The organism is Bradyrhizobium sp. JYMT SZCCT0180 (genome assembly GCF_018130165.1).
GTDB lineage: Bacteria > Pseudomonadota > Alphaproteobacteria > Rhizobiales > Xanthobacteraceae > Bradyrhizobium.
In genome coordinates this window covers 87,715-107,168 of sequence record NZ_JAFCLZ010000028.1, presented here as the reverse complement: position 1 = coordinate 107,168, position 19,454 = coordinate 87,715, and the positions used below count along the sequence as shown (strand labels likewise).

Below are 19,454 nucleotides of genomic sequence, written 5' to 3'. Positions count from 1 at the left end.
AAGAAAAAGGCCGGCGGGCATTACGCCGCCGACCTTGTCTTGCAACTGCCGTCTCGGGAGGTCCGGTTCCGTTGCTTTGCATTCCGTCGTGCTGGATAGGTAGCGCGACGCGTCGGCGGGCACCATTGCACGCAGGTATGGGACGGCCGTCCCGAGGTAGCCTGCCTCTACGCGGTTGGGCTGGAGCCGACTATCCCTTGGTTTAGGGCGCGTACTCGTGCGACCCGACTGACATCGTCATTTCCGGCGGGGTCGCCTCGCCGCTGGTTCCGGAATAACCTGGCGCCAAGCGGCCGTTACCGGGCGGGCCGGCTTCTGACTACCGCTCATCCGCGCAACTTTCGACACAAGCGACCAATATCAAAAGCGGATGCGGCGCTCCAGCTCGAGCTTGGCCTCGGTCAGTGCCTCTGTCACCAACTTCTCAATCTTCGAGTCAAATCGAACGGCCGGAAGCGCGACGTTTATTGAACCAAGCGGCTCGCCGCCCTCGGACAGAATGGCCTTGGCCAATCCAACGATTCCCGGCGTGAATTCTTCGAAGGAATAGGCGATCCCTGCTTGCCTTGCCTTGACGAGCTGACGTCGCAGCTCTTTTACCGAGGAGATCGTTTTCTTGGTCGCAGCTTCGAACTCGACCTTCGCCAGATACTTTTCCCGTAACGCGTCCGCCATGTGCGCCAGGATGATCTTGCCGCCGGAAGTCGCATAGAGCGGCGCCAGGTCGCCCGTCCGCATGTGTGACCCAAGACGTTGCGGACCGCTGACAGCCGCGACGACTTCAGCCTGATTCCCCTTCAGCAGATTGAGGGCCGAGGATTCGCGCGTCTTCGCGGTGATCTCCTCCAGAACCGGAAGTGCCTGCGTCACCAGGTCCAACGGTCGGGATAGCTGGCGTACGATGCTCGTGAAGCGGTCGCCAAGACGATAGTGCTTGTCGCTGCCAGAGTAGGAAACGTAACCGCGGCTGATAACCGTCTTAAGTAGCTGCGTCAGGCTGCTCTTTGGAATATCGAGCGCCTCGGCTATCTCCTGATGAGGCAGCCCATTGCTGCGGCGAGCAAGCAACTCGAACAAGTCCAGGACCCGGTCCGCTGATTTTACCGCGCTGGACGAATGCTCGAGCGGACTGTTCATGATGCCGAACCGTCGTGCTTACGGAGCAGGTTGCGGGTCGCGGTCCCGGCAAGGCGCGCCCGCTCGATCACCGACAGCGTGGCCAGCGAAGCATCCGGGGCCTCAACGCCCACCGGCGTCCCGTCCGAAAATGCATCGAGGAACGCATCGAGCCAAAGCTCACCGTTACCGGGGTACATTCGTCCGCCCCGCGCCTCCGGCTTGATTTCGTCAGCTGAAGGAATCTTCGCGCGAGCGTCGCAGAGATGTATGTATGAAAAGAGCGACGGATCGTAGCCTGCAATGTCGCGGGGATGGCCACCGGACCTGCTGAGATGAAGCGCGTCGACCAACAGCCCGGCGTTCTCAGGCTTTACGGATTGAAGCAACTGGTGCGCTTCTGCGAGCGTGCCGATGGTCGCATATGGAATGAACTCCAGCATCGTGCGCAGCCCGCACGAATTGGCAAGTTCGCAGAATGCACCGAAATTCTCGATAAGGCGCTGGCGGTTTTCGTCGAATCCGACGGTCAGAACATACCGGGCACCTAGATCACGACCGACTTCCAGTGCTCCGCGCAACGCGGCGATATTGGTGTCAGGCTGAATCCAGATGGCCTCGATGTCGAGAATTTCCATGTCGGTATCGCTAAGGCGCTGCTTGATGCGCTTTTGAAGTGCGGCATCCCCGACAACAGGGATGATCGTGTCACCGCGCAGCGGTGGGACGACCCGCAATCCGACCGCGTCGAACCCGCCTTCTTTGCCGGCATCGATCAGACCGATGGGATCGGCATCAAGGACCGTCAAATGAGCGAGTGACATCCGCCGCATAACGCCCTCTCCCAAGTTTACAATTGCGAATTGTTTATATATATAAACTAAGAAGAAGCAAGTTAGCGAACGGCGAGGTGAACAATGACTTCTTCCACAGAGATGGCCGACCGGCTGGCGATCCGCGAAGTACTTGAAAACTGGGCAATTTGGCGCGATGCCGGTGACTGGGAACGCTTCCGCACCGTCTGGCACGACGACGGACGCATGATGGCAACCTGGTTCCAGGGCTCCGCCGACGAGTTCATTGCGGTAAGCCGAGAGGGTTTTGAGCGCGGCGTCCGCATTCTGCATTTCCTTGGCGGGATATCGATCGATGTCGCGGGTACGCGCGCGATCGGACAGACCAAGATGACCATCAGCCAGCGTGCGGCGGTCGACGGTGTCGATTGCGATGTCGTCTGCACCGGGCGCTTCTACGATTTTCTCGAGAAGCGAGGCGATCGATGGGGCGTTGTTCTGCGTCAGCCGATTTACGAGAAGGATCGGATCGATCCCGTTGATCCCTCTGCCTCACTCCAGCTGGATCGCGATCGGCTGATGAGCTTTCCGATCGGCTATCGCCACCTCGCCTATTTGCAGACCGGCATTGGATATCCGGTGAAGCCAGACATGCCCGGACTGACGGGCCCGGAGGTCGAACGTCTCTACGCTCGGGGTGCGGGCTGGCTGAATGGAAAACCGTTGGGGGTTGGACCGGAATAAGGTCGCTTCAAAAGAACCGGCTGATGCTAACGCGACGAACGGGGGAATGCGCCCGACGACCCGCTACGTGCCGCCCGCCTTCAACACTTCGAACACCGCGGCCGTATCCTGATCGCCCAATCCCATCGCCATGGCCTGTGTGTAAACCGGTTGCGTCATCGTAAAGAGCGGCGTTTCGCAGCCGACCTCGCTGGCGAACTCCGCGATAATGGCCATGTCCTTTTTCCAGGTCGATATCCGCATCGTTGCCGGTTCATAGAGGCGGCTTGCCATCATCGGGGCCCGCATCTGAAACATCCGCGAACCGCCCGCGCCGGGAGCGATCATCTCGATCACCTGATTCAAATCGAGGCCGGCCCGTTCCGCGAGCAGCATCGCTTCCGCCGAAGCGACGTTATGGATCGCGACCAGGTGATTGGCGACGAACTTCATCCGGCTGCCATTGCCGTATTCGCCGAGATCGGCACTTTGCTTGGCAAAGTCGGCAAACAGATCGCCACAGCGCGCGATCGCGGCTTTATCGCCGCTCGCATAGACGACGAGGTCCCGGACCACGGCCTGGGCGCCGGTGCCGCTGAGCGGACAGTCGAGCGCGATATGACCTGCGGGTTCGAGAATTTGCTTGAAACGCACCTTGTCGGCGATGGTGAAGGTACTGAGTTCGACGACGATGCGCTCACCCTGCCCGCACGCGGCGATTTCCGCAGCAACGGCATGGGCAGCCGCGGCGTTGGGCAGGCTCGTCATGATCGTCGCGGCGCGGGCGGCGACGGCGCTGGCGCCATCGACGATATCAACGCCGGCAAGCGCAAGCTCGCTCCTGCGCGCCGGTTCGGTGTCGAATCCGACGACGGTCCTGCCCCGTGCGACGAGGTTGCGGGCGATGGCGCCCCCCATGATGCCCAGTCCAATGATACCCACTGTCCGATCTGTCACGTGACCTCCAGCCTGTTGACTCCTGCCAACAACCAACTCGTTCGACGATTCTCAGCCAACCGCGGCAAATCATATCATTGGCGGTGCTTCGCGGTCCGGCTCAAATCCGAATTCCTCCTCGGACGGCCGATTTCGCCAATGGAGCGATGCACGAAATACTGACTTGTTGCCAGTTGTGCTGGACGCTACCTTCGCTTGCCCGATTTTTCGATTATCCTATTTTTTCCTGGAAGTTCACATGATCTGCCCGGGTTGCCAGCACGAAAACAGCGCGGAAGCGAAATTCTGCGAGGAATGCGCTTTGGCCCTGGCACCTGCTTGCACGAATTGCGGCAACCAGATTTCACCCACGGCCAAGTTCTGCTCGCATTGCGGTCACCCTACGGGCCGGAGCGTGCCGACGTTCTTGTCTTCGCGCTCGCTGGCGCTGAGACCGCCGACCCCGCGCCACCTCGCCGAAAGAATCCTCACGGCCAGAGCCGAAGTCGAGGGCGAGCGCAAGCAGGTCAGCGTGCTGTTCGCTGACATCACGGGGTCATTGGAGCTGATATACGGCCGGGATCCCGAGAGTGCGCAGGCGATCCTCAATCCCGTGCTCGAGCAGATGATTGAGGCCGTTCATTACTATGAGGGGACGGTCAACAGGCTTTTGGGTGACGGGATCATGGCGATCTTCGGCGCGCCATTGGCGCACGAGGATCATGCCGTGCGCGCTTGCTACGCCGCGCTGATGATACAGGAATCCGCCGCCGAACTGGCGGACCGCGCCGAACAGCCGCTCAAGATTCGCGTCGGGATCAACTCCGGGGAAATTGTCGTCTGTGCCATCAGTAAAGATCTCGATATGGAGTACACCGTCGTTGGCGAGACCGCGCATCTGGCGGCTCGCATGGAGCAGATGGCGCGGCCCGGCTCGATCCTGACGACAACGCAGACCATCCGCCTGGCGGAAGGATACATTACCGCGCGGTCTCTCGGCCCGATGCCGATCAAGGGACTTGCCGAGCCCGAGGATGTCTATGAACTCGTTGGCGCCGGCCCCGCGCGCACCCGTTTGCAGGCGGCAACCATTCGGGGCCTGACCCAGTTCGTTGGCCGCGAGACCGAACTGGATCAGCTCCGCCGGGCACAACAGCCGGTAGCCACCGGGGCAGGCCAATTGGTCGCTGTTATCGGCGAGGCCGGCGTCGGCAAATCGCGTCTGCTTCATGAGTTCACCCACTCACACCGGCTGCTCGGCTGGCTGGTTCTCGAGACCACGGCGATCTCGCTCGGACGAGGAACGAGCTACTTGCCCGTGGTCGCGCTTCTCAAGAGCTATTTTGCAATCCAGGACCGGGACGAGCAGCACGAAATACGCCGCAAGGTCGTCGAGAAGACAATCGCGCTCGACGAAGGGCTTGAACCGACGCTGCCGGCGCTATTGGCGCTGCTCGACATACCCGTCGATGACGCCGGCTGGCACGCGCTCGATCCGGCTCAGCGCCGGCGCCGCTATCTTGATGCCGTAAGAGGCCTGATACTGCAGGCAGCGCGCAAGCAGCCGGTTCTCCTGATCTTCGAGGACCTTCATTGGGTGGACAACGAGACCCAAGCGTTGCTCGACGCCCTGGCGGGCGCTCTCGGGTCGGCCCGGCTGCTGCTGCTGGTCACCTATCGTCCCGGCTACCAGGACGTCTGGGGCTCCAGGCCAAACTACCGTCAGGTCAGGTTAAGCGCGCTGCCGACCCATGACACAAATGATCTGCTGGAGGTGCTGCTTGGCCGGGATCCCGAACTTGATCCGCTCAAGCAGCTTCTGATGGGGCGCGGCGGCAATCCGTTTTTTCTCGAGGAAACTGTCCGTGCCCTGGTGGAAACACAGGCCTTGTCGGGAGAACGAGGTCATTATCGGCTGACGCGCCCGATTGGAAATATCCAGGTCCCGCCCACGGTGCAGGCCATCCTGGCGGCGCGCATCGATCGGCTTCTCCCCGGCGACAAAAATCTGCTGCAGATCGCATCCGTGGTGGGCCGGGAGATTCCGTTGGCGGTGCTTCGACCCATGGCCGATTTTACCGAAGACGCACTTGAGCATGCGCTCGAACATTTGCAGACGGCCGAGTTTCTCTTTGAGACCGGACTTTACCCGGACGTTGAATATACATTCACCCATGCGCTCACGCACGAAGTGACCTATAATGGGCTGCTGCGGGCCCGGCGGAGCTCGCTCCATGCGCGACTGGTCAATGCGATAGAGACCTTGTACCGGGATCGGCTCGGCGAACACATCGAGCGCCTGGCGCAGCATGCCGTTCGTGGTGAGCTGCTGGAGAAGGCTGTTCGATACCTCCGGCAGGCCGGACAGAAAGCGCTGTCGCGTTCGGCGCTCGAGAACGGACGGGTCTGGTTCGAACAGGCGCTCTCCATCCTCGAGAAAGTGCCCGAAACCAGAGAGAATATCGAACTTTCCATCGATATCCGGTTTGATCTGCGCAACTCGCTTCACCCGCTGGGCCACCTCGAGCGATGCCTGGATCACCTTCAGAAGGTGCAGGTGCAGGCCACGCAGCTCGGCGACAAGCGACGACTTGGCCAGGCTTCATCGTTCCTGTGTCAGTATTACCGCCTGATGGGGGAGCTCGATCCGGCCACCGAAGCCGGCGAACGCGCCATGGCGATCGCCGAAGAGCTCGACGAACTGCCGCTGCGAATGGTGGTGAGCGGACATTTTGCGGCCCTGTGTGCCGCCAGGGGAAATCACCGTCGCGCAGCCGAGATACTGGACGTGGCCGTTGAGCGCCTTCGCGGCGACATTGCCACCGAGATGATGGGCACCACGGGGGTTCTCGGCGTATTCATGCGCGGATATCTTGCGTGCTCGCTCGCCGAACTCGGCGAGTTTGAGCGCGCGGCATATTTCGCCAAGGAGTCCGTCGAAATCGCCGAAAGCGCGAACCAGGTCTACAGCCTCGCTTTTTCCTATTACTGCAAAGGCACCGTTCTGGCGCTGCAGGGCGAAGTGGCACAAAGCATCAAGATCCTCGAGCAAGCCCTCAATCTCGGCCGCTCGTGGACGCTCCCCCTGGTGCTGCCGCTGATCGGCATCGCGCTCGGGCACGCTTATTGCCTGGCGGATCGCGCGGACGAGGCGATCGCGCTGCTGGAGGAAACCGAACGCGAGGGAAACACCATGCATCGCCTCGGTGGCCACGCCATGATTCTGGTCCGCCTGGGCGAAGCCTATCTTCGGGGCGCCCGCTTGGCCGACGCAGAGCGAACCGCCCGGCGAGCGCTCCTGATTGCGCGCAAACAGGGAGAGTACGGTTATGAAGCCTACGCGCTCCGGCTGCTTGCCGAGCTTGGACTGAGTGACCCCTCCCCCCTCGACGAGAGCGAAACCAATTTTCACGAAGCCCTCCGAAAGGCCGAGGCGTTCGATCTGCGCCCTCTGGCGGCTCAATGTCACCTCGGGCTCGGAAAGCGCTACAGGTCAGCCGGCCAGAGCGGAAGCGCCGAGCAGCACCTCAATGCGGCCGCAGCCCTGTTCCAGCAACTTGGCATGCAATTCTGGCTTGAGCAGACGCAGTCGCAGCTTGCTTCATTGTCCTAGTTTAGGCTCGAGGAGAAGAGCCAGAACAGGCAGACGCCAGCGCAAAACCCCGTTACGAGGGATTTGTTGATGGTTCGGTAATCTTCTGCATCCAAGATTCGGGCAGTTAGTTGCGTTGGAGTACCGCTTTGGAAAATTTTGACGAGCTGCGCGACCTCGCAGCGGACGTTCGCACATTCATTGAAAGCTCAGAAGACCCGGCCGCCGCATTGAGGGATGTGGTCGCGGCGTATGATGTTGTTCTGGGTATATTCCCCTCGGATGAGGGAATGGGCCTGCACGTCGTCAAGGGCAGCAGCTTGCTTGACCGCCTCGCTACCCTTCAGTCGAATGCCCTCTATAGTCACACCGCCATTGCCTTGCATAACCGGGAACAGGCGGTTCAGCTTCAGGCGCTGGTGGCTTAAAGGCGCCCCTGAGATCGTTCAAACTGCTTTTGACGTGCGCCGCATCGTAAGGGTCCGGCGCTTCGCGGCCCTGGCTTCCGGGGCTGCAACTTCCAGGGCGGTGACCTCCAGTCCGCAAGCGCTGGCCAGCGCTCGCAGCTCGAGTTGAAGGGCCTCGAGCTCATGGCTGTCGAGGCCTCCATCGATTGCGAGCGCGGTGACGACCGGATCCCGGATCTCGGGAGACTTACTTCTTGGCGGCCTTCTTTTTCTTGGCAGCTCTCTTCTTGGCTCTTGCTTCCCTTGCAAGACGGTCCTTTTTTGCGGCCGCGGTCGCTTTCCACTTTTTCTCAAAATCCTTCACTCCCGCGACGAACTGACGAAGCATCGCCTTCCCTTCGGCGCTCTTCGGCGTGACCGCCACCCGAATATAGGTACGGCCTGTGGTGCTTATCTTCTTGTTGACTTGAATGTACGCCATCCGCTCTTGCCCCTTCCCGTTGTTTTCAGGCGGCCCCGACCGGAGGCGGCCCCTTGCCAAGTACTTCGAATGTTATCAGCGAATTGGGAGGCGTGGAAGATGCGCGGCGCGCTGTCGAGGTCTCGCATCATGTACCAGTCCGGCGTGGCCTCGTAGCTGTCTTCGATCTTGACCTTCAGGCCTCGCGCCAGCTGAACGAAGGTCCTCGCCATGTTGTGCTTTCCGACCATATCGAAAACGTTGGTCGAAGACGTAAACCTCCCGACGCCGATTTCCGTGATGCAGGGAATGCCGCGCACGTCCTCCTTGAGATCGACGCTGAAGACGCCGGACGCCCTTGCATCAAGCAGCTTGATGGCCCGCACGCAGGTGTCCACGACTTTCGGTTCGAAGACCGTCTTTGCCAGCCCCGCCACCGAGGAGACCCGCGACGGCTGGCTGCCCATGCCAAGATAGGAAAGCCGTTCGTAGGTCTTGATCAGCACCAGCTCGCCGTCCTTCCAGACGCTCTGGCAGCCGAAATCCCGCCCCGGCAAAAACTCCGACAGCAAGAACGCCGCGACCGGCACGCCGCGCATCTCCTGCCAGTACTTGATCCAGCTCCGTGCCTGCTCGGCGGTCTGGACCGGCAGCGCGCCGAGCGCGCCGGCCCCGCTCCGGACGCGGCACCATAAAGGTCTGCCGCCTTTGAGCTGCTGGAAGATTTTGCTGACGTTGTTTAGGTCCCGCACCGGATAGGTTTCGGGAGCGTCGATGCCGTTACGGCGCAACAGTGAAACGAGACGATACTTGTCGCGGGAAACACTCAAAACGGCTTCGCTCGGCAGGAACAGATATTCGCCGAGCGTCTTCCGTGCGCGCGACAGGCTCTCAACATCGGAATCAACGGTTGGAATAATGAGATGCAGGCGCTCGGTCTTCATGATCCAGCGCAGCACCTCGCTCCATTCCGGGTGATCGGCTGATGGGACGAGGTAATTCCTGTCGGCGTCGGATTTCTTCAGGGCGAACTGGTCGTCGTTGCAGCCAACGATAAAGGAAGAGCCGGCGCCGGCCCGGATGCTGCGGACCAAATTGTTACTCGAACCGTTACCCGCGCTCGTAAACAGCAATCGCGCAGCCACCAACTTCTCCCGTATCGCTTAAATTATGATCTCGCCTGAAAGGAAGCTAACGATGAACCTCGCGAAGGTAGGCAACAAATCCTGTTGAAGCAACCGGGCATGGGCGTATCCCACAGCGACAAGCATTCGCGAAGCTCGCAACGGGACGAAGCTCTGACGCAGCAGCGGACGTTCGGCAAGCGGGCGACGTGGGCCCCGGAGAAGGTTTAGCGCTGGTATCGCACGGCCGGTGCCACGTCGATCACGCCCAGATCGACCAGGGTACGGTGAAACTGGCGTTTTCGTTCCGACGATGATGCGAAGTAGGCGCCGCCGCATTGTTCAAGCAGGCTCGCGCGCGTCGCGAAGATCTCGTCCAGCGGCAGACCGGCATGCTGCAAGGCCACAGTGCCGAGAAAGGCGATATCCAGGTCCGGGCCGCGTCCACGCGGAATTCGATCAGGGAAGTCATTCAAGGTTTCCATGGCGTAGAACGTGCGGAACTGCCGCCTCGCGTCCGAGCCGAGCTTGAGTTTCTTCTCGATCCGCCGGGTCATGACGGGCTGATGATCGCCATAGTGCACAATGAGTGTCGGACGCTTGGGAAAACGGGAGGAAAGCTCGGATTTGAGTTTATTCCAGGTCACGGCGGTCTCGACCAGCCGCGCGTAATACTCGGCATAATGTGCATCGGGAAGGCTCGCGGCAGCGAACGCCCGCTCGCCTTCAAAGCGCCCGGGGGCAACCAGGTTTCGGTTGTGCGGGCCGTGATTGAAGTTGGTCAGCGCATATAGAAAGCGAGGTGAGGCATCGTCGGCCATGCCTTTCATATGCGCATTGAGCGCGGCGTCGAGAAACAACGAATCGGAATTTGTCGCTTCGAAACGATCGACGTCGAACGGCGGTTCAAAATCATCCGTGAAGAGGCGCTCGTTGATCCCGATTGAACGGTAGAACCTGTCGTAGCTAAGAAAGCTGCGGCGGCAACTCGAGGTGAGCATTGTTCTGTATCCGAGCGCCGCGAGCGTCCCTGGAAGACTGCTGTGGAAGCGGCCGGCCCCGCGCTTGAAGAGAAAATAGGCGTTCGAACCGAAGCTCGCGCTTGAAAGGCCGGTCAGCAGGCTGAATTCCGATTGCCACGATCCTCCGCCGAAAATATCCACGTTGAGGCTGCCATGGTGTCCGTCTTTCGGTGACAGAAACGATTCGACAATCGGCTCAACCGGCAGACCAAACAGGCGCGGATCGAAGATCGACTCGTGCTGGATCACGATGATGTCGGGATAGTCGAGGCTGCGCGCCGGTACGGCCTCCATCAGCGGCAGCGGGTCCTTGGCGATATCGCTCAGCGCCAGCCCGCCGGACGGCCGCCAGGAAAGCGGGTTGAGAAGCGAAGCGATGAAGCTGGAAAGAAAACAGCGGCGGAGCGCCGCATTGCGCTGGAAAGGTACCGGCCCGCCGCTCGCTTTGTAGGCGGCCACCAGGCCGATACAAGCCATGCCGAAAAACAGGATCTGGAGTTCAAACGGCACTGGCGGTCCGCGCACGTAAATCAGGGTCGCGACCGCGGCCAGCATGAGCGTGATGCTTCCCGCCAGAGCAGCCGTCAGTGCGATTGGATATTGCACCAGTAAAAATGGAACTGTTCCGGCAAAAGCCAGCGGCAAATCCGTTGCAATGAGTTTGATCCCACTGTGATTATACTTGACTCTCGACGCTCCGAAAACTGCCGCCGCCACGATGGATGACAACAGGATCGCGCGTTCCAGATCGCTAACGACAAACAGCAGCATTGCGGTGCACAAACACAGCGCGGCCGCAGCCAAAGTAAGATGCTCAAGGCTGCGTTCCGCCAACCAAAGCACGGCGAGAGCGATCAGGATGATCAGGGCCAACGACATCTCGATAGGATGCCAGAGGAATGATTTGGCGTCCACGATGGCGAAAGCGTGCATTCGCGAAGCACATTGAAATCTGCTAGGGGTCAAGATGGAGCAGACATGATCGACCCCTTCGACATCAATCGCCGGAACTGGGACGAGCGCACCGCCATTCATGCGCGCGATAGCAACGGCGATTACATGCTCGACCGGTTTCGGGCGGGCGAGGACGCGCTGACTGCGATTGAAGTGGCGGAACTGGGCGACATCAGGGGAAAGCGCGTCCTGCATCTGCAGTGCCATATCGGCCGCGACACGTTGTGCCTGGTGCGGCGCGGCGCGACGGTGACCGGGCTGGATTTCTCTCCGGCCGCGCTGGATGTGGCGCGGCGCCTCTCCGATGAGACCGGGCTAAAGGCTGATTTCGTCGAGGGGACCGTCGACCAGGCCCCTACCCTGACGCCGGGCCCGTTCGATCTCGTCTTCACCACCTGGGGCACCATTTGCTGGCTGCCTGATATGAAGAAATGGGCAGAGACCATTGCGACCGTGCTGGCCCCGGGTGGCGAACTCTATTTCGCGGACGCGCATCCCACCTTCACGGTGATGGAAGAATTCGACGGCAGGCTTGTTCCCACCTACGATTTTCAAACGCCTGCCGACCGGCCGCTGCAATTCGCAAACGAGACCACCTACACCGGCGATCCCACGATCATGTCGCACCGATCGACCCGCGAGTGGATCCACTCGCTCTCGGCCGTGCTCGGCGGCCTGATCGATGCCGGACTGACGATTACGATGTTCAGGGAGCACGAAGTGTTGCCCTGGCGCGGCCTGCCAAGCCTGGTGCCGGCATCGGAAAGGCTGTGGCGGCTTGCCGATGGCGTGCCGCGGATGCCGTTGTCGTATTCGGTCAGGGCCAAAAAGGGTTCGTGAAAATCGGCGCCGCGAGGCATCCAGCTTCAGACGCTCCTGGCTTCAGGCGCTGTTGTAATCAAGCGCTTCTGGCGTCAGGCCAGGCGACGACTTGTCCTGACATGACCAGCCGATCGCGTCCTTCATTCTTGGCCGAATAGAGCGCTCGATCCGCTGCGGCAATCAGAGCCGCGTGGTCGGTCATGCTCTGGGCAGGGACATTCGTCGCACCGCCGAGACTGACCGTAATGAGTTTGGAAGGCGGGTTGAGCGCGTGCAGCATGCCGAGTTCAAGAAGCGCTTCACGCACCTTCTCGCCGACCTGCATGCAGCCCTCCGAATCGGTGTTGGGCAGGAGCAGCACGAACTCTTCACCGCCGTAGCGGGCTGCCAGGTCTGCCGGCCTGCGAATTTGCGCGTCCAGGATCCGCGCCAGCGCGCGCAGGCAGGCGTCTCCGGCCTGGTGACCATAATGATCATTGAACTTCTTGAAATGGTCGACGTCGATCAACAACAGCGACAGCGGCGTGCCATCGCGCTTGGCGCGCGCCCATTCCTCCGACAGGCGCTCGTCGAAATGCCGGCGGTTGGCCAATCCCGTCAATCCATCGGACGTGGCAAGCGCCGCCAGCTTGTTCTGCAAATCCTGTTGCTCTGTCATGTCGCGCGAGATGGCGACCACGCCGTCGATCTTGTTGGTCTCGGCCGCGCGCGTCACGCGCAGAGCGGTCTCGACCCAGATTTCATTCTTTTCGCGGTGACGGACGCGGTAGATCAGCCGCGCCTCTTCGGCCTCGCCGTTTTTCAACGCCGCGATGGCTTGCTCAACCCGCGGCCGGTCCTCGACGTTGATTGCCGCAAGGGCCGGCGCTCCCAGCAACTTGGCGGGGTCGTGGCCGAAAACGCGGGCGCATGATGGCGAAACGTAGAGAATCCGCTCGTCCAGCCCGATACGCATCACCACATCGCTGCACTGTTCGGCCAGCAGGCGAAAGTCCGCCTCCTTGGCCACAAGGGCTGCCGCCATGCGCTGGCGCTGGAGCAGGTAACGCACGAAGGCAAAGCCGGTCAGCGCGATCACCAGCAAGAGGCCTGCGACGACAGCCAGCCGTGTGAACGATTGCTGGCGCCATGGCTCCAGCACATCTTCCTGCGCCTTGGTCGCCAGAACCAGGATGGGATATCGGCTGCTCAGCTGGTAGAAGCTCAACCGCTCAAGTCCGTCCAGCGGCGATTTGAAGTAATAGACGCTGGCGCTGGGGCGGTCTTTCAGGGTCCGGAACAATGGCGACTTGGACATATCGCGTCCGACATTGCTGCCGTCTTCGTCGCGGCTGCGCGCCAGCAAGACGCCATCGGCATTCAATAGCGCCACCGAGCCGTTCGGCCCGATGTCAAATCGACGGTAGAATTCCTTGAAATAGGCCACGTCGATGCTGGTCAACACCACGCCGGCAAAGCTGCCATCGGGATGATTGAAGCGACGGGACAAAGTGATGATCCACTGTCCTCCCGAACGACTCTTGACCGGCCGGCCGATCAGCGTCCCGCGGTCGGTGGAAGTGCGATGGTGTTGGAAGTAGTCGCGATCGCCGTTGTTGAGACCAGCCAGATTGATGTCTTCGGTGGTTGCGAGCCAGCGACCGGTTTCATCATAGACGAAGATGCCGCGGATACGTTGCCGGTTGTACTTGCGCGATTTGAGAAACGTCTGGATCTTTTCGACCGCGGCGGGATTGGTTCCGCCGGTCTCCATGCGGTCGGCCATTCCGGCGAGGATGGTGTCAGCCAGGTCGAAAGTATCTTCGGCATGCTGCGTCAGCGAACGGGCAAGATTGGCCATGTCCACTTCCGCGTTCTTCAGGTCGACCTGCCGGGACTCCCATTCGCGCCAGCCGCTCAGCGCAAGAATTGCAACGCAAGCCAACGCCACGAATCCCGCCGCCCACAACGGGATATGCGCTTTGCCAATTTCCCGGCGGCTGGTGATCATCTTGAGGCTGCTCCGATCCGAGCAAACTTCCATGGAGGGCTTAACGCCGCGTTGCCTCTACGACAGCTATGGCGAAGTGGGTGAGCGCTTTACCCTCGCGCCGGATCGGATGTTACGTAATGCGATCGTACTTCATTAACCATGGAGGTTGCGTGGGCAAGGCCCGCCGCAAAGCTGCCCCGGAGGGAACCTCGTCCCCCCGATATAAGCGGCATCAGGCGAGGCACACGGCTACGCCGCGTTCAAGGCCTGCGCGATATCGGCGATCAGATCGGACGGGTGCTCGATGCCGATCGACAGCCGGATCGTGGAGTCGAGCACGCCGATTTTCTGGCGGATGTCGGCTGGAACGCCGGAATGCGTCATGCTCGCCGGCAGGCTGGCCAGCGACTCGGTGCCGCCGAGACTGACCGCCAGCTTGAAGATCTGCAGCGCGTTGAGGAATTTGAAGGCGGCGGCCTGGCCGCCGACAATATCGAACGAGAACGTCGAGCCGGCGCCGGTGCATTGGTGTGCGAACAGGCGTCCGGCCGGCGAGTTGGCTTCGTGGTGCGCCAGGTAATGCACCTTGGCCACCTTGGCGTGGTCACGCAGAAAATCCGCCACCAGCCGTGCGTTGGCGTCGGCCTTCTCCATGCGGATGCTCAGGGTCTCGAGCGACCTGGAAAGCATCCAGCAGGAATGCGGGTCGAGCTGGGTGCCGATCGCGCCGCGTAGCGCCTTGATATCCTTCATCAGGGTTTTTGAACCAAGCGCTGCGCCCGCGATCAGGTCGGAATGGCCACCGATATACTTGGTCAGTGAATACAGCGACAGATCGGCGCCGTGCTCGATCGGCCGCTGAAACACCGGTCCGAGCAGCGTGTTGTCGCACGCGACGATCGGCACGTGGTCCTGCGCCTCGCCGATATTGTCGGCGACACGGCGGATCATCTCGATGTCGACCAGGCCGTTGGTGGGATTGGCCGGAGTCTCAATGAAGATCATCGAGACCCGGCCTTTGCGCATGGCGTCTTCCGCCGCCAGCTGCACCGCGGCTTCGTCGATGCCGTCGGCAAAACCCACCGAGCCGATCGAGAGGCCCGCAAGCGTTTTCGTGAACAGGGTCTCCGTGCCGCCATAGAGCGGTTGTGAGTGCAAAATGACATCACCGGGGCGGACGAAGGCGAGGATCGCCGTCGATATCGCCGACATGCCGGACGAGAACAGCGCGCATTTCTCGGTGCGCTCATAGATCGCAAGCCTGTCCTCGACGATCTCGCTGTTGGGATGATTGAACCGCGAATAGACCAGGCCGGCGCCCATCCCCTCGGGCGGCTCGCGCCGGCCCGAGACGAAATCGAAGAAATCCTGACCGTCTTCGGCGGTTCGAAACACGAAGGTCGAGGTCAGGAAGACCGGCGGCTTGACGGCGCCTTCCGACAATTGCGGATCGTAGCCGTAGTTCAGCATCAAGGTTTCCGGATGCAGCATGTGGTTGCCGATGTGGGTCTTGGACGGAAACGGTTTCACCATGGCCTGCCTCGCTGGCTGCATTCAGAAACGTTCCCCTTTGTGGGGGTCGTCGGCAAGCGCCGATGGTGTTGGATATGACGGCATCCAACGACTCGGGTCACCGATCTCTGGAGCAGCCTAGCAACATCCGGGGCTGAATTCACTGCGTTCGCAGGCAAGGCGACCACGTCGCCCGTGCGAGATGCTGTCGCAGCCGGGCCGGCAATACCGGCACGAGGTTAGGAAATATCGTCGATTTGTCGCAGCCTGGTCAGCGCTCGGACCGCATATACGGGCTGCGCTCGGTCACATGCTTGAGTTCGGGCGCAACGTCCATCGTCTGGGTCACGTGCTGCGCTATATTGGTTCGCTTCGTGCTGGCCGGATTGCCCACAAACGCCCACATGACCACGCCAATTGCGAGCGTCGCGCCGCTGATCACCCCGATGTCTCGCTTCATTGCGATCTCCCGTTTTGTTTTCGGGTGTGCGCAAATCAAGCCAGCGGCTCGTGGTCGAAGTATGGCTAATGCAAGATAGGCTGGCCTATCGCGGCAATGTGATGGCTGAACCGCGACAGCGCTCAGCTCTTGCTTGGCGTGGCGGCGTCCGCAGACAATTTGCCGAGCATGACGGAGAGTTCCTCATCGGCGCTGATGATCGTCTTGTTGCTGTCTCCCTCGCCCGGTGCAGGATCCACTGCAGTTGGCGGCTCGGCGGGTGCGCCAATAGCTTCCTGTCGTCTGACCGGTTCGACCGGCGAGGACGCGGAATCGGACGATTTTTCGGAAAGCTTTAATGTCGACTCCGGCAAAGGCCTCGGCGACCGACGGGCCGCCGTCGCGCCGCCAACCGGATTGGGCGGCCTGGCGTCGTCAACCAGCCTGCCATTGCCACGCGGCGCAACACTCTTGCTTGCTCTTCCGATGATACCCTCAACGATGGCGGGAAGGCGCTGCTTGTCGACGTCAGCCATGTATTCGCAGGCTAACTCGTCGACATATTGCTGGCCGTAGTCAGCCAACACGGAGGTTATCCGCGCGAGGTCGACATCGCTTTCAACAAGCTGACGCCATGCCTGCCTGTCATAAGAAACCGTCGGTGGGCTTATCGGCTTCGGGGGTTCGTGAGAGACGACCGGTTCAGGAACCGGAGGCTGCGCCATACGCTCATCGGCCGGCGCGCGGCCGAGCGTTGTGACACTCACGCGCCGTCGCCTGTTTTCTGCCACCAGGAGTGACAGCAGGCCGACGCCCATCAGCAGGAACCCAACCGTCGCCCATACCAGCGTGACGCAAAGCAGAGCCCCGGCAATCAGCAATATCCACCCGGCAACGCGCACCAACAGGCCTTCTCTGCGACTAGGGCCAAATTCAATTGCTAAACATGAGAGCTAATTCTCAACGCTTCCGGCAAGCTGCGCAACACAAGATTGCCGCCACATCCGGTGACGGCCGGCCGGCGCTTTCGTTCGCCGATCCAGCCGTCGCGGGCGTTCTGCTACGCGCCGGTGACGCGCCAGATGACGTCGCCGACATCGTCCGCCATCAGGAGCGACCGGCCGTCGGGACCAACCACCACCCCGACCGGTCGTCCATAGGATTCCTTCTCGTCGGGCGCGAGGAAGCCGGAGAGAATATCCCGCGCCGGCCCTGACGGACGCCCGTTCTCGAACGGCACAAAAACGAGCTTGTAACCGCTCAGCGTGCTGCGGTTCCAGGAGCCGTGCTGGCCGATCGCCATGCCGTCGGGAAAACCCGGCAGCGTGCCTGATGGCACCCAGCAAAGACCGAGCGACGCAGTGTGCCCGCCGAGCGCATAGTCCGGCGTGATCGCCTTGGCGACCATGGCCGGATCCTGCGGCACCCGATCGTCCACCGTCCGGCCCCAGTAGCAATAGGGCCAGCCGTAGAAGCCGCCATCGCGCACCGAGGTCAGATAGTCCGGAGGGGTCTCGTCGCCGAGCCCGTCGCGCTCGTTGACCACGGTCCAGAGCACGCCGGTCTGTGGCTCCCAGGCCATGCCGACCGCATTGCGCAGGCCGCCGGCAAAGATGCGGCTGGAGCCGCCGGCAAGATCGAGCTCATGGATCGCGGCACGGCCTTCTTCCACTTCCATGCCGTTGTCGGCAATGTTGGTGAGCGAGCCGACACCAGCGTAGAGCTTCTTGCCATCCGGGCTCGGCAGCAGGCTCCGCGTCCAATGTCCGCCCGGCTTGAAGGTGACGAGTTTGCGACCTGTTGCCGTGATGCGATCGGCGTTCGCCACATAGGGGAACGCCACGACGCCGTCGGTGTTGCCGACATAGAAATTGTCGCCCACCAGCGCCATGCCGAACGGCTGGTTCAGCCCCTCCATGAAAACCCCGCGCTTCTCGGCGACGCCGTCGCTATCCGCATCGCGGAGCAGCGTGATGCGGTTCGCGCTTTCGCCAAGCGCCGCGGCCCGCCGCATCGTCGCCTGCATCGCATAACCGAACACGTTTCTGACCGGACCTGGGACCTGGTTCGACTCCGCAATCAGGACGTCGCCATTGGGCAGCACGTTGATCCAGCGCGGATGTTTCAGGCCGGTCGCAAATGCATTGACCTTGAGCCCCGGTGCTGCGGCCGGCTTCTGCCCGTCGTCCCAGCCCCTCGCCGACGGCATCTTGAGCGTCGGGATGGCGCCCTGCGGCTTCGCTTGCGGCACCACGGGCGCGCTGCCCCAGGCAGGCGCCGGCGCGTCGCCCTGCAATTTGCGCCAAAACAAGGCAGCCCCGCCGATCAGCGCGACGATGCGCGCAAAAATTGCAGAAAAGTTCATGCTATTCCCCATTGGATCGCGCGCACACTAGCCGACGAAAGCGTGCGTTGAAACCTCGCACGCCGAATTGCGAGTCTTGATTGCGTCGAAAAAGCAGGTCGTGAAAATCCGCCCGATGCTGTAAAAGCCGATCCGCTGTCATAGCTCAATCTGCGGAGGGTCACGCTCGGCGAGGAACCCGCGAATCATGAACGGGATTTATCGATGAGCGTCGGATTGATCGCCCTTCTCGACGATATCGCGGCGATCGCAAAGGTGGCGGCGGCTTCCCTTGACGATGTGGTCAGCCAGGCCGCCAAGGCGGGGGTAAAGGCGGCCGGCGTCGTCATCGACGATACCGCTGTCACGCCAGGTTACGTGATCGGATTCGCGGCCAAGCGCGAACTGCCGATCGTGGGCAAGATCGCGGCGGGATCGCTTCGCAACAAGCTCCTGATCCTGCTCCCCGCTGCGCTGGCGCTCAGCTACTTCCTGCCCTCGGCGATCACACCGCTGCTGATGTTCGGCGGGGCCTATCTCTGCTACGAAGGCGTTGAAAAACTGTACGAAGCCGTCATGCCCCATCATGCGCACCAGCATGAGGCCGAGCTCGGCACGGTGGCGTTGCAGGCACAGACGCTCGAGGACCAGAAGGTCGCGAGCGCAATCAAGACCGACTTCATCCTTTCGGCGGAGATCATGGCGATCACACTGGCGGCCCTGCCCGCCGGCAGCATCCTGAAGCAGGCCGTCGTGCTGGCGGTGGTCGCAATCGGGATCACCGTCGCGGTGTATGGCCTGGTAGCCCTGATCGTGAAGGCCGACGACGCCGGCGTGGCGCTGGCGCGAAACGACAATGTTTCGGTCATTGCCAGTATCGGCCGCGGATTGGGCCACGCCCTTGTCCGCGGCATGCCCATCTTCCTGATATTTCTCAGTGCCGTCGGTACCGCCGCCATGATCTGGGTCGGCGGCGGCATCATATTGCACGGCATCGAGGCCTACGGCCCGCCTTCGATCGGTCACGCCGTCCACAGCGCGACCGACGCTGCGGCCCACGCCCTGCCGGCGGTCGCCGGCTTGCTCAAATGGATCGTCGAGGCGGCCATCTCAGGCGTGATCGGTCTGGTGGTCGGCGCAGCGTCAATCCCGGTCATTGGATATGCCGTGGCGCCTGTCTGGAAACAGGTGAAGCGGCTTCTGCCGGGCTGACAGCACTCGCTTGGGATCTGGTGTC

16 protein-coding genes are annotated in these 19,454 nt (G+C 61.5%); 5 read left to right on the top strand and 11 right to left on the bottom strand.

What is annotated here, in order from left to right; genetic code table 11:
• Positions 1 to 360: 360 nt before the first annotated feature.
• Positions 361 to 1,137, bottom strand: coding sequence for an IclR family transcriptional regulator (locus tag JQ641_RS32645; protein WP_212000282.1), 777 nt, complete (start codon positions 1,135 to 1,137; stop codon positions 361 to 363).
• Positions 1,134 to 1,949: a sugar phosphate isomerase/epimerase family protein gene (locus JQ641_RS32640; RefSeq protein ID WP_212000281.1), complete on the bottom strand. Its 816-nt coding sequence runs from the start codon at positions 1,947 to 1,949 to the stop codon at positions 1,134 to 1,136. Before JQ641_RS32640 ends, JQ641_RS32645 begins: the two co-directional genes overlap by 4 nt.
• Positions 1,950 to 2,033: 84 nt before the next feature.
• On the opposite strand from JQ641_RS32640, the gene JQ641_RS32635 reads away from it, so the two are divergent.
• Positions 2,034 to 2,654, top strand: coding sequence for a nuclear transport factor 2 family protein (locus JQ641_RS32635; RefSeq protein WP_212000280.1), 621 nt, complete (start codon positions 2,034 to 2,036; stop codon positions 2,652 to 2,654).
• Between the two features lie 63 nt (positions 2,655 to 2,717).
• Here JQ641_RS32635 and JQ641_RS32630 read toward each other — a convergent pair whose 3' ends face one another.
• A complete protein-coding gene (locus tag JQ641_RS32630; protein ID WP_283815243.1) occupies positions 2,718 to 3,626 on the bottom strand; it encodes an NAD(P)-dependent oxidoreductase in 909 nt (302 codons plus the stop codon).
• A gap of 202 nt (positions 3,627 to 3,828) precedes the next feature.
• On the opposite strand from JQ641_RS32630, the gene JQ641_RS32625 reads away from it, so the two are divergent.
• Both JQ641_RS32625 and JQ641_RS32620 read left to right on the top strand, forming a co-directional pair.
• Positions 3,829 to 7,182, top strand: a complete 3,354-nt coding sequence (locus JQ641_RS32625; RefSeq protein ID WP_212000278.1) for an adenylate/guanylate cyclase domain-containing protein — start codon at positions 3,829 to 3,831, stop codon at positions 7,180 to 7,182.
• A gap of 128 nt (positions 7,183 to 7,310) precedes the next feature.
• On the top strand, positions 7,311 to 7,589 hold the full coding sequence (locus JQ641_RS32620) for a hypothetical protein (RefSeq protein ID WP_212000276.1): 279 nt from the start codon (positions 7,311 to 7,313) through the stop codon (positions 7,587 to 7,589).
• 226 nt (positions 7,590 to 7,815) lie between these two features.
• On the opposite strand, the gene JQ641_RS32615 is transcribed toward JQ641_RS32620, so the two are convergent.
• The 3 genes from JQ641_RS32615 to JQ641_RS32605 all read right to left on the bottom strand — a co-directional run bounded on the left by JQ641_RS32615 (position 7,816) and on the right by JQ641_RS32605 (position 11,047).
• Entirely contained in the window at positions 7,816 to 8,049 is a 234-nt protein-coding gene (locus tag JQ641_RS32615) for a hypothetical protein (RefSeq protein ID WP_192737929.1), read from the bottom strand.
• Positions 8,019 to 9,173 (bottom strand): ATP-grasp domain-containing protein, encoded by a 1,155-nt coding sequence (locus JQ641_RS32610; protein WP_212000274.1) that lies wholly within the window; start codon positions 9,171 to 9,173, stop codon positions 8,019 to 8,021. Before JQ641_RS32610 ends, JQ641_RS32615 begins: the two co-directional genes overlap by 31 nt.
• Before the next feature lie 206 nt (positions 9,174 to 9,379).
• Positions 9,380 to 11,047, bottom strand: coding sequence for a sulfatase-like hydrolase/transferase (locus JQ641_RS32605; RefSeq protein ID WP_212000271.1), 1,668 nt, complete (start codon positions 11,045 to 11,047; stop codon positions 9,380 to 9,382).
• 105 nt (positions 11,048 to 11,152) lie between these two features.
• Between JQ641_RS32605 and JQ641_RS32600 the strand changes: the two genes are divergently transcribed.
• Positions 11,153 to 11,968 (top strand): class I SAM-dependent methyltransferase, encoded by an 816-nt coding sequence (locus JQ641_RS32600; protein WP_212000268.1) that lies wholly within the window; start codon positions 11,153 to 11,155, stop codon positions 11,966 to 11,968.
• 58 nt (positions 11,969 to 12,026) lie between these two features.
• On the opposite strand, the gene JQ641_RS32595 is transcribed toward JQ641_RS32600, so the two are convergent.
• The 5 genes from JQ641_RS32595 to JQ641_RS32575 all read right to left on the bottom strand — a co-directional run bounded on the left by JQ641_RS32595 (position 12,027) and on the right by JQ641_RS32575 (position 18,238).
• Positions 12,027 to 13,940: a diguanylate cyclase gene (locus tag JQ641_RS32595; protein ID WP_212000262.1), complete on the bottom strand. Its 1,914-nt coding sequence runs from the start codon at positions 13,938 to 13,940 to the stop codon at positions 12,027 to 12,029.
• Between the two features lie 231 nt (positions 13,941 to 14,171).
• Positions 14,172 to 15,455, bottom strand: coding sequence for a cystathionine gamma-synthase family protein (locus JQ641_RS32590; RefSeq protein ID WP_212000261.1), 1,284 nt, complete (start codon positions 15,453 to 15,455; stop codon positions 14,172 to 14,174).
• Positions 15,456 to 15,705: 250 nt separating this feature from the next.
• Positions 15,706 to 15,894: a hypothetical protein gene (locus JQ641_RS32585; protein WP_212000260.1), complete on the bottom strand. Its 189-nt coding sequence runs from the start codon at positions 15,892 to 15,894 to the stop codon at positions 15,706 to 15,708.
• A 122-nt stretch (positions 15,895 to 16,016) separates the two neighbouring features.
• A complete protein-coding gene (locus tag JQ641_RS32580) occupies positions 16,017 to 16,778 on the bottom strand; it encodes a hypothetical protein (protein ID WP_212000259.1) in 762 nt (253 codons plus the stop codon).
• A 155-nt stretch (positions 16,779 to 16,933) separates the two neighbouring features.
• A complete protein-coding gene (locus JQ641_RS32575) occupies positions 16,934 to 18,238 on the bottom strand; it encodes a PQQ-dependent sugar dehydrogenase (RefSeq protein WP_212000257.1) in 1,305 nt (434 codons plus the stop codon).
• 204 nt (positions 18,239 to 18,442) lie between these two features.
• Here JQ641_RS32575 and JQ641_RS32570 point away from each other — a divergent pair, with 204 nt between their 5' ends.
• Positions 18,443 to 19,429: a DUF808 domain-containing protein gene (locus JQ641_RS32570; RefSeq protein WP_212000254.1), complete on the top strand. Its 987-nt coding sequence runs from the start codon at positions 18,443 to 18,445 to the stop codon at positions 19,427 to 19,429.
• Positions 19,430 to 19,454 lie beyond the last annotated feature (25 nt).

Excerpts from the sequence above, each read along its gene's own strand:
- JQ641_RS32645 (WP_212000282.1), bottom strand. The coding sequence starts at position 1,137 with ATGAACAGTCCGCTCGAGCATTCGTCCAGCGCGGTAAAATCAGCGGAC.
- JQ641_RS32570 (WP_212000254.1), top strand. The coding sequence starts at position 18,443 with ATGAGCGTCGGATTGATCGCCCTTCTCGACGATATCGCGGCGATCGCA.
- JQ641_RS32640 (WP_212000281.1), bottom strand. The coding sequence starts at position 1,949 with ATGCGGCGGATGTCACTCGCTCATTTGACGGTCCTTGATGCCGATCCC.
- JQ641_RS32600 (WP_212000268.1), top strand. The coding sequence starts at position 11,153 with ATGATCGACCCCTTCGACATCAATCGCCGGAACTGGGACGAGCGCACC.
- JQ641_RS32595 (WP_212000262.1), bottom strand. The coding sequence starts at position 13,940 with ATGATCACCAGCCGCCGGGAAATTGGCAAAGCGCATATCCCGTTGTGG.
- JQ641_RS32585 (WP_212000260.1), bottom strand. The coding sequence starts at position 15,894 with ATGAAGCGAGACATCGGGGTGATCAGCGGCGCGACGCTCGCAATTGGC.
- JQ641_RS32575 (WP_212000257.1), bottom strand. The coding sequence starts at position 18,238 with ATGAACTTTTCTGCAATTTTTGCGCGCATCGTCGCGCTGATCGGCGGG.
- JQ641_RS32635 (WP_212000280.1), top strand. The coding sequence starts at position 2,034 with ATGACTTCTTCCACAGAGATGGCCGACCGGCTGGCGATCCGCGAAGTA.
- JQ641_RS32625 (WP_212000278.1), top strand. The coding sequence starts at position 3,829 with ATGATCTGCCCGGGTTGCCAGCACGAAAACAGCGCGGAAGCGAAATTC.
- JQ641_RS32615 (WP_192737929.1), bottom strand. The coding sequence starts at position 8,049 with ATGGCGTACATTCAAGTCAACAAGAAGATAAGCACCACAGGCCGTACC.
- JQ641_RS32590 (WP_212000261.1), bottom strand. The coding sequence starts at position 15,455 with ATGGTGAAACCGTTTCCGTCCAAGACCCACATCGGCAACCACATGCTG.